Consider the following 15,378-nt stretch of genomic DNA (forward strand, 5'->3'; position numbering starts at 1 on the left):
CGATGCAGTTCGGACGCACCTACGAGGAGTTCGAGGTCGGCGCGACGTACAAGCACTGGCCGGGCAAGACGGTCACGGAGTACGACGACCACCTGTTCTGTCTGCTCACCATGAACCACCATCCGCTCCACATGGACGCGAACTATGCGGAGAAGACGACCGACTTCGGCAAGAACGTCGTCGTGGGCAACTACATCTACTCGCTGCTGCTGGGCATGTCCGTACCCGACATCTCCGGCAAGGCGATCGCCAACCTGGAGATCGAGTCGCTGAAGCACGTGGCGCCGACCTTCCACGGCGACACGGTCTACGGCCAGACGACGGTGCTCGACAAGTGGCCGTCGAAGTCGAAGAACGACCGCGGCATCGTCTACGTCGAGACCAAGGGCTACAAGCAGGACGGCACGCTGGTCTGCGTGTTCCGCCGCAAGGTGATGGTGCCGACCGAGACGTACATCAAGGAGCGCGGCGGCGAGCAGCCCGGCCGCCCCGAGCTCAGGGAGCAGGAGAAGTAGCCATGGCGCGACTCGCCCAGACCGCCGGTCTGACGGACGTCCAGCAGGAGATCCTGTCCACCGTCCGGGACTTCGTGGACAAGGAGATCATTCCGGTCGCCACGGAGCTGGAGCACCGCGACGAGTACCCGCAGGCGATCGTCGACGGGCTGAAGGAGTTGGGCCTGTTCGGCCTGATGATCCCCGAGGAGTACGGGGGCCTCGGCGAGTCGCTCCTGACCTACGCGCTGTGCGTGGAGGAGATCGCCCGCGGCTGGATGTCGGTGTCCGGCATCATCAACACCCACTTCATCGTGGCCTACATGCTCAAGCAGCACGGCACGCAGGAGCAGAAGGACCACTTCCTGCCGAGGATGGCGGCCGGCGACATCCGGGGCGCGTTCTCGATGTCCGAGCCGGGTCTCGGCTCGGACGTGTCCGCGATCACCTCGAAGGCGGTGAAGGACGGCGGCGAGTACGTCCTCAACGGCCAGAAGATGTGGCTCACGAACGGCGGAACGTCGTCCCTGGTGGCCGTTCTGGTGCGAAGTGACGAAGGTCACCCCGAGGGCACCGCACCCCACAAGTCGATGACCACCTTCCTCGTCGAGAAGGAGCCCGGCTTCGGCGAGGTCCGGCCCGGCCTCACCATTCCCGGCAAGATCGACAAGATGGGGTACAAGGGGGTCGACACCACCGAACTCATCATGGATGGCCTGCGGATTCCTGCGGATCGTGTGCTCGGCGGGGTCACCGGCCGTGGTTTCTACCAGATGATGGACGGTGTCGAGGTCGGCCGTGTGAACGTGGCGGCGCGTGGTTGCGGCGTCGCGCAGCGTGCGTTCGAACTCGGCGTCCAGTACGCGCAGCAGCGCCACACCTTCGGCAAGCCGATCGCCCAGCACCAGGCGATCCAGTTCAAGCTGGCCGAGATGGCTACCAAGGTCGAGGCGGCGCATGCGATGATGGTGAACGCAGCACGCAAAAAGGACTCCGGGGAACGAAACGACCTTGAAGCCGGTATGGCGAAGTATCTTGCTTCCGAATACTGCAAGGAGGTCGTGGAGGACGCCTTCCGGATCCACGGCGGCTACGGCTTCTCCAAGGAGTACGAGATCGAACGCCTCTACCGGGAGGCGCCGATGCTGCTGATCGGTGAAGGTACCGCCGAGATCCAGAAAATGATCATCGGCAGGCGCCTGCTCGAGGAGTATCGATTCCAGGGCTGATTGTCCGGATACGGGGTGTTTTCTTGGAGAAGAAGATCACACCCCGTCAGCACTCTTCGGACGCCGACTCGGCTGCCTGGCTTACCCAGTTACGGCCCCGAGCCGCTACGATCGCCGGAAAGCCGCCGTCCCCCGTCAGAGTGCGGCATCATCCGCTACGAAGGTCATCCATGCCCCACAGCCAAACCTCTGCACCTCGCGACAGCCGGGCCGGCGTACGCCTCGCGCGCGGAGCATCGCCGTGGCTCCTTCCGACCGTCGCCACCGCAGCCCTCAGCCTGGCCCGTGCGCGCCGCTCCGGCGCCGCCAAGGCCGTCGCCGTTCCCGCCACCGCGCTCGCGGCGGGAATGCTGTGGTTCTTCCGCGACCCCGAGCGTGAGATCACCCAGGGCCGGGTCATCTCGCCCGCCGACGGTGTGGTGCAGAGCATCATGCCGTGGAAGGACGGCCGCACCCGCGTCGCGATCTTCATGAGCCCGCTCAACGTCCACGTGAACCGCGCCCCGCTGGCCGGCACCGTGACGTCGGTCGAGCACATCCCCGGTGGCTTCGTTCCCGCCTTCAACAAGGAGAGCGAGAACAACGAGCGCGTCGTCTGGCACTTCGACACCGAGCTCGGCGACATCGAGATGATCCAGATCGCCGGCGCGGTCGCCCGCCGCATCGTTCCCTACGTGCCCGAGGGCACCAAGGTCGAGCAGGGCGAGCGGATCGGCCTGATCCGCTTCGGCTCGCGCGTCGACCTCTACCTGCCCGAGGGCGTGGAGGTCGCGGTCGAGGTGGGGCAGAAGACCGTGGCTGGGGTGACTCGCATTGACCGTGATTGATCCTGACACCAAGGCCGGCTGGGTCCCGGAGGTCGACGAGGTCGACGAAGAAGAGGAGATGCCCCTCTCTCTGCGCCTGTCGATAGCGGACACCCTGACGCTCGGTAACGCCACGTGCGGCTTCATGGCGGTGTACTTCACCACCACCGGCATCCTGATCCCGCACCTCACGGGCAGCCAGGAGACCGGCATGGCCCGCCACAGCGCGGCCACGGCGGTCATCCTGATGCTCTGCGCGGCGGTCTTCGACCTCTTCGACGGGCTGGTGGCGCGCAAGCTGCGCTCCTCCCCCATGGGCGCGGAGCTGGACAACCTCTCCGACCTGATCAGCTTCGGGCTGGCGCCGGCGTACTTCGTGCTCGTGTACGGCATGGTCGCGGACGACGCGCACCAGCGGGTGGCCGCGGTCGGGGCGATCGTGGTGCTGCTGGCGGTGGTGCTGCGGCTTGCCCGGTTCTCCTGCGTCACGGTCAAGGACGGCACCTTCCAGGGCATGCCCTCGCCGTTCGGCGCGCTGACGGTCGTGTCCATCGTGCTGCTGGAGCTGCCCTTCGTGGCGACGCTGCTGGCGATCCTGGGAACCGCGTGGCTGATGGTGTCCCGTGTGGAATACCCCAAGCCCCGGGGCCGGCTCGCGGTGGCGATGCTTTCGTGGATCGTGCTCAGCATGGGGCTGCTGGCGGCGTGGGCCTTCGACGCGCCGAGCGGACAGCTGCTGCTCCAGACGGGCTGCGCGCTGCAGCTGGTCATGGGTGCGGTGATCCCGCTGTTCGCGACGGCCCGGCGGGTGAACAACTTCCGCGACAACCGGCGTGAGGCACGGGCGGCGCAGCTCCCGTAGCGGCGGGACGACCTCCCTGCCGAGGCAGACGACGGCGAAGGCCCCGAGCACCTGGTGCTCGGGGCCTTCGCCGTGTCCGCGCGGTGTCCCGGTCCGCCCTCCGGCCGCCGGGCGGCCGTACGGGGACGGCGGGCTCAGGTCAGGAAGTCGCGCCCGACCCGTTCCGCGACCCGTTCCAGGATCGGGCCCGCCTCCGCGATGCACTTCGCCACGTCCGGCTCGGCGTCCGTCAGCGGGTAGGCGCGGCGGAAACCGGACCGGCCCAGGACCTCCGGGCGCAGGGCGAGGCGGCCGCAGACCGCGACGACGTCCTTGCCGGCCGCCCGGGCCGCGGCGGCGACGCCCGCCGGGGCCTTGCCGTGCAGGGTCTGCTCGTCGAGCGAGCCCTCACCGGTGATCACCAGGTCGGCGCGCTCCAGCGCGGGGGCGAAGCCCAGCACGTCGAGCATGACCTCGATACCGGGGCGGAACCGGGCGCCCAGCAGCAGCGCGCCGTAGCCGATGCCGCCGGCGGCTCCCGCACCGGGCGAGGCGGCGTACTCGGCGGCCCCGGGGCCGGCCGGGCCCTCCAGGACCTTCGCGAAGTGCGCGAGGGCCGCGTCCAGGGCCGCCACGTCGTCCGGTGAGGCGCCCTTCTGCGGCCCGTAGACCGCGGGCGCGCCCTTCGGGCCGGTCAGCGGGTTGTCGACGTCGCTGGCGAGGACCAGTTCGACCTCGGAGATCCGCGGGTCCAGATCCGACAGGTCCGCCGAGGCCAGCTCGGCGAGGCCGCCGCCGCCCGGGGGCACCGGCTCCCCGTCCGCGTCCAGGAAGCGGGCGCCCAGCGCCGACAGCATCCCGGCGCCGCCGTCCGTGGTGGCACTGCCGCCGACCCCGAAGACGATCGTGCGGGCCCCCGCGTCCAGGGCGGCCCGCAGCAGCTCGCCGGATCCGTACGTCGACGCCGTGAGCGGGGCGAAGACCCCGGCCGGGAGCCGCTGCAGTCCGCTTGCCTCGGCCATCTCGACGACCGCGGTGTCCTCGCGCAGCGCGAACGCCGCCGTCACCTCGTCGCCGAGGGGACCGGCGACGCGTACCTCCCGGCGTTCGAACCCGGCCGCGACCGCCGCGGCCACCGTCCCGTCCCCGCCGTCGGCCACGGGCAGCGCCTCGACCTCGAGGTCCGGCACGGCCCGGCGCAGCCCGGCCGTCACCCGCTCGGCGACCTCCACGGCCGTCAGGGACCCCTTGAACTTGTCCGCGGCGACGAGCACCCGCCGCGTCCTTCGGGTGCCGCTCACTGCAGCGTCCGCCACTTGCACTCCCCTTGCTCTCCGGGCCCTCACGCATGTCAGGGCCAGTCGCGCCGCTGCGACCTTAACCGGGAGACGCCCCCGCCGTCAGCCCGTGCCCACCCCATGGACCTGAGGGGTGTCGCCCCCCGGGGGCGCGGGCAGCCGCGCGCGGCCCCTGCGGACCCGCATCCGTAAGCCGGCCCCCGGCCCCCCTCGGACACTGCGCCGGAAACGGGTAGACGGAAGGCATGACCCCCGTCGGCAACGAAACGGCGCTCGCCGAGCGCATCCTCGGCGGCTGGACGGGCCGCATCGCCGGCAACATGCTCGGCAAGCCGGTCGAGCAGGGCGAGGTGTGGACCCGCGACCGCATCGACCGCTACCTCCGGCAGGCCGCCGCGCTGCCCCTCACCGACTACCTGCCCGAGCCGATCAGCGAGCACGACGGCTTCGCGCTGCGCCCGGAATGGCGCCAGTGCGTCCGCGGCCGCATCCACGGCAGCTGCCGGGACGACGACGTCGACTACGCGATCCTCGGCCTGGACCTGCTGGAGACCCACGGTTTCGGCTTCAGCACCGAGCAGGTCGGCGACCTGTGGCTGCTGCGGCTGCCGTACCTGCAGACCTTCACGGCCGAGCGGGCCGCGTACCGCAACCTCGCCAACGGGCTCAAGCCGCCGCTGACGGCGACCTACGACAACCCGTACCAGGAGTGGATCGGCGCCCTCATCCGCGCCGACATCCACGGCTGGACCTGCCCCGGCGCGCCGCGCCGGGCCGCCGCGCTGGCCCGGCGGGACGCGGTGCTCTCGCACACCGGCAACGGGGTGTACGGGGCGATGTGGGCGGCGGCGCTGGTCGCGGCGGCGTTCACGGCCCCCACCGTGCGGCACGCCCTCGACGAGGCCCTGACCGTGATCCCGGCGAGCAGCCGCCTCGCGCGCACGGTCCGCCGGGTGGCGTCCCTGCACGACACCCGGATGTCCTGGGAGGACACGCTCAGCACGCTCACCGAGGAGACCGCGGGGATGGGCTGGATCCACACCGTCCCGAACGCCGCCGTCCTCACCGCGGGCCTGCTCTACGGCGAGGGCGACTTCACCCGCACCATCACGCTGACCGTCCGCGGCGGCCTGGACACCGACTCCAACGGCGCGACGGCCGGCTCGGTCGCGGGCGTGTTCGGCGGGGCGGCTGCCATCCCGGACCAGTGGAAGGTTCCGCTCCAGGACACGGTCCGCAGCGCGGTGTTCGGCTTCGACGGAGTGCGGATCAGCGAACTGGCGGAGCGGACGGTGCGGCTCGCGCGGGCGGGCGGACGGGCGTCCAGGCCGGTGCCGGCGGCGCACCAATCCGCCGCAATCGCCACCGGTGAGGACGCTTGATCGGCACAATGAGCTCATGCCCGACTACGTGGAGCTCGACCTGGCCGACGCCACCGTCCGTGTGGAACTGGCCGATGTCGGTGAGCCGTTGCCGCCGTCCGGCCTGCCCGAGCAGTTCGGGGCCCCGAGGCCCGTCGCATCCGGCTCGGGCCGGGTCACCGCGCTGGCCGCCGCCGGACTGCGGGCGGCCCTGCGCCCGCTCGGACCGCTCCTCGACGAGGTCCACACAGCGGTGTCGGGTGCCCAGGAACCGCCCGAGTCGTTCACCGTCGAGTTCGGCGTCGAAGTGGGCAAGGACCTCAAGCTCGGCATCGTGAGCACGGGCGGCAAGGCCACGATGACCGTGTCGGCGACCTGGCGGCGACCCGGTTCCGCCGGAGCGTAGGTGAGCTGGTTCAGACGGGCCCCGGGGCCCCCGCCGGTCGTGTCCGTGCACGCGCGCGGCGGTGCCGAGGTGAGCGGGACGGCCGCGCTGCTCTCCTCCTGGCAGGTGCTCACCTGTGCACATGTGGTCAACGAAGCCCTCGGGCTCCCGCAGCTCAATCCGCGGCGGCCCGCGGACGCGGCAGAACTCGACGTGGTCTTCGCCCAGGGAGAGCGCCGGATCGCTGCCCGGGTCGGCGTCTGGGTGCCACCGCGCACCGGCACCGCGGTGTGGCACGGCGACCTGTGCGTCCTTTCCCTTGCCGAGCCTGCCCCCACCTGGATACCGCCCGTGGTCTGGGCGGACATGGTCCAGCGGCAGACCTTGCGGGCATGGCACGGCTGCGGCGACCCGGTTGCCTTCGCCGACGTCGAACTGAAGCTCCTGGACCAGCACGTCGGCTACCTGGACGGGGAGTTCTCGGGCGCGGCCATCGGTCCGGGTTTCAGCGGCGGACCTCTGTGGACCCCGTCCGGCCACACGGCGGTGGGCCTGGTGGTCGGCCGACTGGCGCCCGACGGAGCGCTGGCCGCGGACCAGACGGTGCGCCGGGCCTGGGCGCTGCCCTGGCAGACGGTCCGTGCCGAGCTGGCCCGCGCGGACGCCGCGGACATCTTACGGACCTGCCGCTGGGTGCGTTCGGCCGCGTTGCACGACCCGGTCGGCGCGGAACTCGTCTCGGCGCTGCGGACGCTGCTGCCCGTTCAGGCAGCTCGGGCGGAACCCGCCCGGCACCTCGCCCAGGAGTTGAAGCTCGACACCCCCGAGGACGGCAGTGCGCCTTCGGTCGAGGAACTGGCGTCCGAACTGCTGACCACGCCCCGGGCGCTGCCGACGCTCAGCGAGCACCTGGCCATCGGCCCGGACGGGAAACGTCCACGGCGCCTGACCTCGTTACTCGCGCTCGGCCGCGTCATCGAGGCCGCGGGACTGCTGTCCCACGGCGAGTACACGTTCCTGGAGGAGCGGCTGCGTGAGGTGGTCACCTGGGACGACACCCTGCCCGCTCGGGCCACGCAAGCGGCACTGCGGTTCACCCAGCCGCCCGACGCCCTCTGCGAGCCGGTGCTGGCGCCCGAAGCGGTGGGCGAGGTGATCACCGGTCTTGAGGGGTGCCAGGAGGGAGACGCGGTTTCCGAGGGGACACCCAGGGTGCCCGCCCTGGTCCATGTCGTCGAGTTCATCGCGGCGGCATTGCCCGGACCCCAGCGCGAGGCGCTGCACTGCTGGAGCAAGCGGGTCTGTACCCGGCTGGGCGTGCACCCGGCCGCACTCGACCAGCGGCGCACGGATGCCCAGCTGTGGGCGGACCTCCGGTCGGTCCCCCGTGGCAGGTTGCTGGCACGGCTGAGCGCCTACGGCCCCGCGGCGCCCGGGCGATTCCGATGCCGGCTCTGGCAGCTGCAGCCGGACGGATCGCGCCTGCGCATGGACACTTCAGCGGGCGACGCCCCCCTCACCGCGGAGCAGGTCGCGACGCTGATCCGTGAGGGCGCCGAGCGGCTGCAGCACGGAAGCCGCTCGGAACCGCCCGTGGTGGACATAGAGGTGGACCGCGCCGGGCTGCACCTGCCGGTCGACGAATGGGAGTCGGGGCCGCCCAATGACTTCGAGCCGAGTCTGCCCCTCGGTGCCGCGTTCGAGGTGACCTTGCGCTGTCCCGAGATGAGCCGCCGCGTCCCCAAGCGCGATCTGGAACGGCAGCGCCGCTGGGGCGACGGGCAAGGGAGGCCACTGGTCATCGGACCCGCGCAGGCGGACAGCCGGGAAGTGGCCGGGCTGCTGCGCTCCACGCACCTGGACGTCAATCAGGTCGTGGTGCACGGCCCGCCCGAGCTGCGCAACCAGTTCCTCGATCTGTGTCTCGCCCTCGGCGTGCCGGTGGTGCTGTGGGACCGCGAGGCACTGGGCCACGAACACGCCGGCCATCTCGACCCGGTCTCGCCGAGCGGACCGTTACGGGAACTCCCCCGGCGCGTGCACCGGTACCGGGCCCGGTCGCTGACGGAGCCGTCGGCGCATCCTGCGCGTCCCGCGCTGGTGTGGGAGGACGACGCCTGGGACGGCCTGGCACACGACGACCACGAACTGCAGTTGACCGATCCCGACGAAGGAGCACTCAACCGATGACGGGACCACAGACCGCCGGTGGTACGCCGGACGACCCCGGCACCGAAGACGACTGGCGGATGTTCCGGGGCGACGGCCAAGCCCGGCAGGTCACGTTCCCCGAGGCTCCGCCCTGGCGCCGGTTCACCTCCGGACCGGGCGGCCCGCGAGCCGCGCGGCCCCTGCCCTATCTGATCGGACCGGCCGAAGCGGACGTGGTCAACGCCGCGCTGCTGCTGCGTCGCCCGCTGCTGGTCACCGGACATCCGGGCACCGGCAAGTCGTCCCTGGCGCACGCAGTGGCGCACGAACTGTCCCTGGGCCGGGTACTGAGCTGGCCGGTCAACAGCCGGTCCACACTGCAGGACGCCCTGTACCGCTACGACGCCATCGGACGCCTGCGGGAATCCGGTCTGATCAAGGAAAGGGCGAAGACGAGTGGGGCCGAGGGGGCGCGCGGCGTGTCCGAGCCCGACATCGGTTCGTATGTCCGGCTCGGGCCGCTCGGTACGGCGCTGGTGCCGACCGGCCGACCGCGGGTGCTGCTGGTCGACGAACTCGACAAAGGAGACGTGGACCTGCCGAACGACCTCCTCGCCGTCTTCGAGGAAGGTGAGTTCGAGATCCCCGAACTGGCCCGGTTGCCCGAGGAGCAGGACCGCGTCGAGGTTCTGACCGCTGATCCGGGGGACCGGGTGCCGGTCGTCCGCGGCCGGGTGCGCTGCTCGGAGTTCCCCGTCGTCGTGATCACGAGCAACGGTGAACGGGAGTTCCCGCCGGCCTTCCTGCGCCGGTGCGTGCGGCTGGAGATCGCCGAGCCGGACAAGGCGCGGCTGCGGGACATCGTGCAGGCCCATCTCACCGATGTGTCCGGCGATGACGTCGACGAACTGCTGCGGGTCTTCCTGGACCGCCGTGCCTCCGGCGAGCTGGCGACCGATCAGTTGCTCAACGCGGTGTTCCTCCGCAAGGGCGGCGTCGACCTCCCCGCCGGTGGGCTGCTGGACGCCGTGCTGCACCGGCTCGGCGGAACGGTGTGACGGGTGCGCTTCGGATTCCGGCGGGAACGGGCGGGCGAGCCGCCGGCACCGGCCTCTCCCCCGGTAGCGCCGGAAGCCGATGAGGGGAGCACGGCTGCTGAGCGCCTCCGGCTCATCGTCGCAACCCTCGCCGACTGCGGGGTGGAGCTGGCTCCCGAGGAACTGCTGGACACGCTGTGGCTGGCGAGGCTGCTGCCCGCCGACGAATCGGCACCCCTCGCTCGCATCGAGGGCACACCCCGCGGCGCCCGGCCGAGGCCTGTCATGGCGCCCGGGGCGCCGGGACGGGCTGTGCGAAGCAGCCCGACCGTCGCTGCGCTCGAGCCAGGACCGCGTCCCGGCCCCGGGGCGGAGGCCTCCTCGCCGGGCGTGCCGCCGCCCGACGAGGACACCGGCCCCGAGCCCTCCCTCCCGCCGCGGCCGCAGCTACCGCTGCACGCGACCGCCGCGCCGGACGCACCGCTCCCTCACACGCCCGTCCAGGCCTTTCGGGCTCCGGCCTCCCGGGCCTCACAATTCGGGCAGCTGCAGTTGAGCCGATCGCTGCGCCCGCTGAAGCTGCGCGTGAGCGACCCGCGTGGTCTGGAGCTGGACGAGACGGCCACCGCCGACAGGATGGCGGAGACCGGTTTGGCGGAGGCCGTGGTGCGTCCGTCTCTGGCCCGCTGGCTGGACGTCACCGTGCTCATCGACGACGGCACCTCGATGTTGCTGTGGCAGCGGCTGGCCACCGAGGTCAAGAATCTGCTGGAACGCAGCGGCGCGTTCCGGGCCGTCCGCGTGCTGGGCCTGGACACTCGTGGTCTTCACGCCCCCAGGCTGGGCCGTCGTCCGTTCCTGATCGACACCGCTCCCCTGCCGCCGTCGACCGTGACCGACACCGCGGGCCGGACGCTGGTGCTCGTGGTCAGCGACGGGGTGGGTGCGGCCTGGCGCGACGGGAGGATGGAGGAGCAGCTCAGGCAGTGGGCACGGTTCGGTCCGACGGCGGTGCTCAACGCTCTGCCGCCGCAACTGTGGGAGGGCTCGGGGCTGCGGGCCGCCCGCTGGCGCGTCACGACACGGCGCCGAGGCGCGCCGAACCTGGAATGGGACGTGTCGGACCCGGTGCTGCCGACAGAGGTGGCTGAGTTCGACGGCGTGCCGGTGCCGGTTCTCGCGCCGGACCCGGTTGCGCTCGGGACCTGGGCCAGGCTGGTGGCGTCACCGGGAACGAGCGCGGTCCTCCCGCTGCTCGCCCGCCCCACCCCGGTCCGCGGCCCGGAGCGGGACACGCGCCCCGGGGCCGCGCAGGCGGTGCTGCGGTTCCGTCAGACGGCCTCCCCCGAGGCGTACCGCCTCGCCGCGCACCTCGCGGCGGTCGCTCCCGTGACGGTTCCGGTGATGCGGCTGGTGCAGCAGGTACTGGGCCCGCGCTTCGACTCAGGCCATCTCGCGGAGGTGTTCCTCGGTGGGCTGATGCGGCGTACGGGGACCGCGGGACAACCGCTCGTACCGCAGCACCGCCGGTACGACTTCGGTGAAGGGACACGCGACATCCTCCTCGGTACCACTCCGCCCGTGGAACTGCTCCGGTCGGGCCGGGCGGTGGCGGACCGGCTCACCGATCTGGTGGGGCGGTCGCCGGACTTCCCGGCGTGGCTGGCGCACCCGGACGGTGCGGACCGGGTCGCCGAGGGGGCCCGCCCCTTCGGGTGGATCGACCAGCGGCTGCTGCGGCGGCTGGGGGTGGCCGCGCCCGGCACGGAGCCTCCGAAGCCCGCGTCGGAGGAGCCCGCCACGTCGCCGGCTGGGGAAACCGGGGCCGCCGCCGTCATTGCCGACCTGCCCGATTACGTCGACGTCGCCGGGTCACCGTGGTGTTCGCTGCGGCCGGACGACCCCCGTGCGGCAGGCGGCTGGCAACTGTTCGCCCGGCACCGGTTGGCGCGTACGGAACAGGGCATCTTCCTGGGCCGTGACGAGACGGGCCGGACGGCCACGGTGCGGATGACCCGGCCCGTTTCGTCGGCGCGTGCCTCGCTTCAGCGGCAGGCGGCCACCTTGCGGTCCGTACGGGGTGCGGGTGTGCCGGCGCTGCTCGGCTCCGACCATCACTGGCTCGCCGCTGAACTGGTCACGACCGGCTCCCCGCCCCGCCCGGCACCGAGTCTCGCCGACCGCGTCGAGCGGCTGGGACGGCTGGACCGGGAGGATCTCCTCCGTGTCGGGCACCAGGTGGCGGGTGTCCTCGCGCGAGCCCATGCCGCGGGCGTGGTGCACGGCAGTGTGTCCGCGGAACGGATCCTGCTCTCCGACCGCGGCACCTTCGTCACGGGCTGGGGTGTGGACGAGCATCCCGACGACAGTGACCACGACGTGAGCAGGCTGGGCTCGCTGCTTCTGGCGGCCGCGGAGGACGACGCCGTGTCGGACCTGCGTACGCTGCTGCTGCGCTGTGGCAGCCCGGTACTCGGCGACCGGCCGTCGGCCGCGCAGGTCGCCGTGTCCCTCAGGGATGCCGCACGCCCGGCCGACCGGCCCGCGGCACCGGTACAGGCCGTGCCGATCGGTGTCGGCGAAGACGGCTCCCGGGTGTTCCTCAGGCTCGGCGAGCGGGCTCCGCACGGGAGTGTTCACGGTCTGTTCCCTGCCCGGGCGGCGCTGCTGTACTCGATGGTGAACGGCATGGTGCGCCGCCACACGACGGCGGACGAGACCCGGTTCGTCCTCGTCGGGGACGCCTGTCTCTATCTGGATTCGACCCTGGCAGCCAATCTGCGCCAGGTCATGGTGAGGCCCGACGTCACCGACGTCGTGGAGGCGCTCGACGAGGAGTTGCACCAGCGGTCGCTTCTGCTCGAGGAGGCCGACGCGGCGGGGCGGGCGCGCCCCGGACTCGGCCGCATCGTGGTGGTCACCGAGTCACCCGGCCCCGAGGCGATCTCCGCGTGGGCACGTGCCCTGCGGCCGGAGCTGGGTCTGCACCTGTTGGTGCTCGACGGCTCCGCCGAGCCCACGGCGGACCTGCACTACCACGTTCTCCTCGCGGGTGGCGGTACCGGACGCATCAAGGCCGGCCGTCTCGCGGACATGGCGGCGCCCGACCCCGGCCTGCCCTTCCGCACCCTTCTGCCGCTGCCGCGCATCGACCGGGCGGCCCAGTTGATGGACGAGCAGCGCCAGGCCGCCGACTTGGGGCGGTCCGGGCGCACCCTGGAGGCGCTGGCCGCGCTGCGGAACATCCTGACCGAACAGCGTGCCTCCCGCGGCGACAACCACCCCGAGACCTTGTCCACCCACTTCGAGATCGGCGTTCTGCTGCTGCGCGACGGGAAGTTCGAAGAGGCGGCCGGCATCTTGGAGGAGACGGCCACGCGGTGTGCCGCGACCCAGGGGCCCCAACACCCGGACACACTGGCCGCGCAGCAGCAGTGGGCCCACGCGCTGAGCGGACTCGGCCTGCACAACCGGGCCTACGACGTGACCAGCATGGTGCTCGCCTCTCTCGAGACGTCGGTGGGCCCGCAGGCTCCCAGCACGCTGCAGTGCCGTCATGACATGGCAGCGACGCTGCTCGCCCTGAGGCTTCCCGCGCTCGCGGCGCCGGAAGCCCGCACCGCTCACGAAGGCCGGGTACGCGTGCTGGGCGACGGCCATCCCGACACCCTGGCCAGCGCGTACCAGCTCGCCGTCGCGCTGTATCGCGCCGGCCGGACCGAGGAGGCCCGGGCCACCGCCCGGGATCTGCACGCCCGGCGAGTCCGGCTGATGGGCGAGGACCATGCCGACACCCTGGCCGCGCGGCGCCTGCTCGATGAGGGGCCGCACCCCGACGAGTGACCCGTGTCGCCGTTATCCTGCCGGGATGAGCACACCGGATTTCGCCGCCTACATCGCGTCCCTGCCCCGTGTCCTGGCCGGCGCCGCCGCGCTGTTCCGGGACGGTGAGGGGCGGGTGCTGCTCGTGGAGCCCAACTACCGGGAGGGCTGGGCGCTGCCGGGCGGCACCGTCGAGTCCGACGACGGGGAGACGCCGCGGCAGGGCGCGCGGCGCGAGACGGCCGAGGAGATCGGCCTGGACCGCGAGCTCGGCCGGCTGCTGGCGGTCGACTGGGTGCACGGCACGGGCCGTCCGCCGCTGGTGGCGTACCTGTACGACGGCGGGGTGCTCGGCGAGGACGACCTCAAGGCGATCCGCCTGCAGGAGGAGGAGCTGCTGTCCTGGCGGCTGGTGCCGCGCGAGGAGCTGACCGAGTACCTGCCGGGTGCCCTCGGCCGCCGGGTCCTGGCGGGCCTGGACGTGCTGGCGGACGGCTCGGGCACGGCGGAGCTGGAGAACGGCCACCGGGTCGCCTGACGCCCCCCCCCCCGGCGTCCGGTGCGATATCCGCTCGCCGCCGCACCGGGGCGCGGCCTACCCTCACCGGCATGGCCAAGCCCCTCGTCGCCCTGCTCACCGGTGCCGGTGTCAGCACCGACTCCGGCATCCCCGACTACCGCGGTCCGAACGGCCTGTGGCGGCGGGATCCGGACGCCGAGAAACTCGTCACGTACGAGTACTACATGGGTGATCCGGAGATCCGCCGGCGGTCGTGGCGGATGCGGCTGGAGCAGCACGCGCTGCGCCCCGAACCCAACGCCGCGCACCGGGCGGTGGCCGGGCTGGAGCGGTCCGGGGTGCCGGTGCGGGTGATCACTCAGAACGTGGACGGGCTGCACCAGCAGGCCGGGATGCCCGCCCGCAAGGTGCTCGAACTGCACGGCACGGCACGGAGTTTCGTCTGCACCGGCTGCCACGCGCGCGGCCCGATGGAGGAGGCGTTCGCCCGGATCGAGGCCGGTGAGGACGATCCGGCGTGCCGGGAGTGCGGCGGGATCCTGAAGCCGGCGACGGTGATGTTCGGCGAGCGCCTCGACCCGGTCGTCCTCGGCGAGGCGGCCGCGATCAGCAAGGCCTGCGAGGTCTTCGTCGCCGTCGGCACGAGCCTTCAGGTGCAGCCGGCGGCCGGCCTGGCCGGTGTAGCCGCCGACCACGGGGCCCGGCTGGTCATCGTCAACGCCGAGCCGACGCCGTACGACGACCGTGCCGACCAGATCGTCCGCGAGCCCATCGGCACGGCTCTGCCCGAGTTGCTGCGCGGGCTGATGGCCGGCCCTCCAGCCGGGTGAGCGCGTCCCGGGCCGCCTCGCGCTCGGCCTCGTCGAGGCGGCCCGCGGCGGCCCGGGTCAGGAAGTCCCCCGCCCCTCCCTCGTCCCCGAGCCGCCGTTGTGATGAGTCCCGGTGTCAGAAGAGGGCCGCTCCACGTTCGAAGTCCAGCAGGCGCTGCTTGCGTTCCAGGCCGCCGCCGTAGCCCGTGAGGCCGCCGTTCGCGCCGATGACGCGGTGGCACGGGACGATGATGCCGACGGGGTTGCGGCCGTTGGCCAGGCCGACCGCGCGGGAGGCGGTGGGGCTGCCCAGGGCGTCGGCGAGCCGGCCGTAGGTGCGGGTCTCGCCGTACGGGATGCGGCACAGCTCCCGCCACACCCGGAGCTGGAACGGGGTGCCGGTCAGGCGCAGCGGGACGGTGAACTCGGTCAGCTCACCGGCGAAGTAGGCCTTCAGCTGCTCCTCGGTCTCCGCGAAGAGGGTGTCGTCGCGGGGGCCGAAGGTCTCCTCGGGCGGGCGGTGGCGCTGGCCGGTCATGTAGAGCCCGCACAGGACGCCGTCGTCGGCGACCAGGGTCAGGGGGCCGTAGGGGCTGTCGGTCACGGTGTGCTGCTTCATCGAACG

Annotated in this window: 13 protein-coding genes; 11 read left to right on the forward strand and 2 right to left on the reverse strand. The window is 72.3% G+C overall.

Features of this window, described 5'->3' with window-relative positions:
- The first annotated feature begins 2 nt into the window (after positions 1-2).
- From ACPXCS_RS35025 to pssA, 4 genes are all read left to right on the forward strand, one after another.
- The gene (locus ACPXCS_RS35025; RefSeq protein WP_425951556.1) at positions 3-515 is read left to right on the forward strand and encodes a MaoC family dehydratase; all 513 of its coding nucleotides are present in this window, start codon (positions 3-5) and stop codon (positions 513-515) included.
- Positions 516-517: 2 nt separating this feature from the next.
- Positions 518-1,723, forward strand: coding sequence for an acyl-CoA dehydrogenase family protein (locus tag ACPXCS_RS35030; RefSeq protein ID WP_425951557.1), 1,206 nt, complete (start codon positions 518-520; stop codon positions 1,721-1,723).
- Between the two features lie 170 nt (positions 1,724-1,893).
- Positions 1,894-2,550: a phosphatidylserine decarboxylase gene (locus ACPXCS_RS35035; protein WP_351361704.1), complete on the forward strand. Its 657-nt coding sequence runs from the start codon at positions 1,894-1,896 to the stop codon at positions 2,548-2,550.
- Positions 2,551-2,608: 58 nt separating this feature from the next.
- Positions 2,609-3,391 (forward strand): CDP-diacylglycerol--serine O-phosphatidyltransferase, encoded by a 783-nt coding sequence (pssA, locus tag ACPXCS_RS35040; protein ID WP_050810223.1) that lies wholly within the window; start codon positions 2,609-2,611, stop codon positions 3,389-3,391.
- A 134-nt stretch (positions 3,392-3,525) separates the two neighbouring features.
- Here the strand turns inward: pssA and ACPXCS_RS35045 are convergent, their stop codons facing one another.
- Positions 3,526-4,644: a glycerate kinase gene (locus ACPXCS_RS35045; protein ID WP_425951610.1), complete on the reverse strand. Its 1,119-nt coding sequence runs from the start codon at positions 4,642-4,644 to the stop codon at positions 3,526-3,528.
- Positions 4,645-4,913: 269 nt separating this feature from the next.
- On the opposite strand from ACPXCS_RS35045, the gene ACPXCS_RS35050 reads away from it, so the two are divergent.
- The 7 genes from ACPXCS_RS35050 to ACPXCS_RS35080 all read left to right on the forward strand — a co-directional run bounded on the left by ACPXCS_RS35050 (position 4,914) and on the right by ACPXCS_RS35080 (position 14,774).
- On the forward strand, positions 4,914-6,050 hold the full coding sequence (locus tag ACPXCS_RS35050) for an ADP-ribosylglycohydrolase family protein (RefSeq protein ID WP_425951558.1): 1,137 nt from the start codon (positions 4,914-4,916) through the stop codon (positions 6,048-6,050).
- Between the two features lie 16 nt (positions 6,051-6,066).
- Complete coding sequence (locus ACPXCS_RS35055) at positions 6,067-6,435, forward strand: CU044_2847 family protein (RefSeq protein ID WP_425951559.1); 369 nt, start codon at positions 6,067-6,069, stop codon at positions 6,433-6,435.
- Complete coding sequence (locus ACPXCS_RS35060) at positions 6,436-8,604, forward strand: trypsin-like peptidase domain-containing protein (RefSeq protein ID WP_425951560.1); 2,169 nt, start codon at positions 6,436-6,438, stop codon at positions 8,602-8,604. It abuts the gene before it with no gap.
- Positions 8,601-9,623, forward strand: a complete 1,023-nt coding sequence (locus tag ACPXCS_RS35065) for an AAA family ATPase (protein WP_425951561.1) — start codon at positions 8,601-8,603, stop codon at positions 9,621-9,623. The genes ACPXCS_RS35060 and ACPXCS_RS35065 overlap by 4 nt, the downstream gene beginning before the upstream one ends.
- Before the next feature lie 141 nt (positions 9,624-9,764).
- On the forward strand, positions 9,765-13,445 hold the full coding sequence (locus tag ACPXCS_RS35070) for an SAV_2336 N-terminal domain-related protein (RefSeq protein WP_425951562.1): 3,681 nt from the start codon (positions 9,765-9,767) through the stop codon (positions 13,443-13,445).
- Positions 13,446-13,470: 25 nt separating this feature from the next.
- The gene (locus ACPXCS_RS35075) at positions 13,471-13,962 is read left to right on the forward strand and encodes an NUDIX domain-containing protein (RefSeq protein ID WP_425951563.1); all 492 of its coding nucleotides are present in this window, start codon (positions 13,471-13,473) and stop codon (positions 13,960-13,962) included.
- A gap of 71 nt (positions 13,963-14,033) precedes the next feature.
- Complete coding sequence (locus ACPXCS_RS35080; protein ID WP_425951564.1) at positions 14,034-14,774, forward strand: SIR2 family NAD-dependent protein deacylase; 741 nt, start codon at positions 14,034-14,036, stop codon at positions 14,772-14,774.
- Between the two features lie 115 nt (positions 14,775-14,889).
- Here ACPXCS_RS35080 and ACPXCS_RS35085 read toward each other — a convergent pair whose 3' ends face one another.
- A complete protein-coding gene (locus tag ACPXCS_RS35085; protein ID WP_425951565.1) occupies positions 14,890-15,372 on the reverse strand; it encodes a methylated-DNA--[protein]-cysteine S-methyltransferase in 483 nt (160 codons plus the stop codon).
- Positions 15,373-15,378 lie beyond the last annotated feature (6 nt).

This window comes from Streptomyces sp. DT190, from assembly GCF_049846985.1.
Classification (GTDB): domain Bacteria; phylum Actinomycetota; class Actinomycetes; order Streptomycetales; family Streptomycetaceae; genus Streptomyces.

What these genes read in the sequence shown, in the direction of transcription:
- ACPXCS_RS35025 (WP_425951556.1), top strand. Translation starts at nt 3, where the DNA reads ATGCAGTTCGGACGCACCTACGAGGAGTTCGAGGTCGGCGCGACGTAC.
- ACPXCS_RS35030 (WP_425951557.1), top strand. Translation starts at nt 518, where the DNA reads ATGGCGCGACTCGCCCAGACCGCCGGTCTGACGGACGTCCAGCAGGAG.
- ACPXCS_RS35035 (WP_351361704.1), top strand. Translation starts at nt 1,894, where the DNA reads ATGCCCCACAGCCAAACCTCTGCACCTCGCGACAGCCGGGCCGGCGTA.
- pssA (WP_050810223.1), top strand. Translation starts at nt 2,609, where the DNA reads ATGCCCCTCTCTCTGCGCCTGTCGATAGCGGACACCCTGACGCTCGGT.
- ACPXCS_RS35050 (WP_425951558.1), top strand. Translation starts at nt 4,914, where the DNA reads ATGACCCCCGTCGGCAACGAAACGGCGCTCGCCGAGCGCATCCTCGGC.
- ACPXCS_RS35055 (WP_425951559.1), top strand. Translation starts at nt 6,067, where the DNA reads ATGCCCGACTACGTGGAGCTCGACCTGGCCGACGCCACCGTCCGTGTG.
- ACPXCS_RS35065 (WP_425951561.1), top strand. Translation starts at nt 8,601, where the DNA reads ATGACGGGACCACAGACCGCCGGTGGTACGCCGGACGACCCCGGCACC.
- ACPXCS_RS35075 (WP_425951563.1), top strand. Translation starts at nt 13,471, where the DNA reads ATGAGCACACCGGATTTCGCCGCCTACATCGCGTCCCTGCCCCGTGTC.
- ACPXCS_RS35080 (WP_425951564.1), top strand. Translation starts at nt 14,034, where the DNA reads ATGGCCAAGCCCCTCGTCGCCCTGCTCACCGGTGCCGGTGTCAGCACC.
- ACPXCS_RS35085 (WP_425951565.1), bottom strand. Translation starts at nt 15,372, where the DNA reads ATGAAGCAGCACACCGTGACCGACAGCCCCTACGGCCCCCTGACCCTG.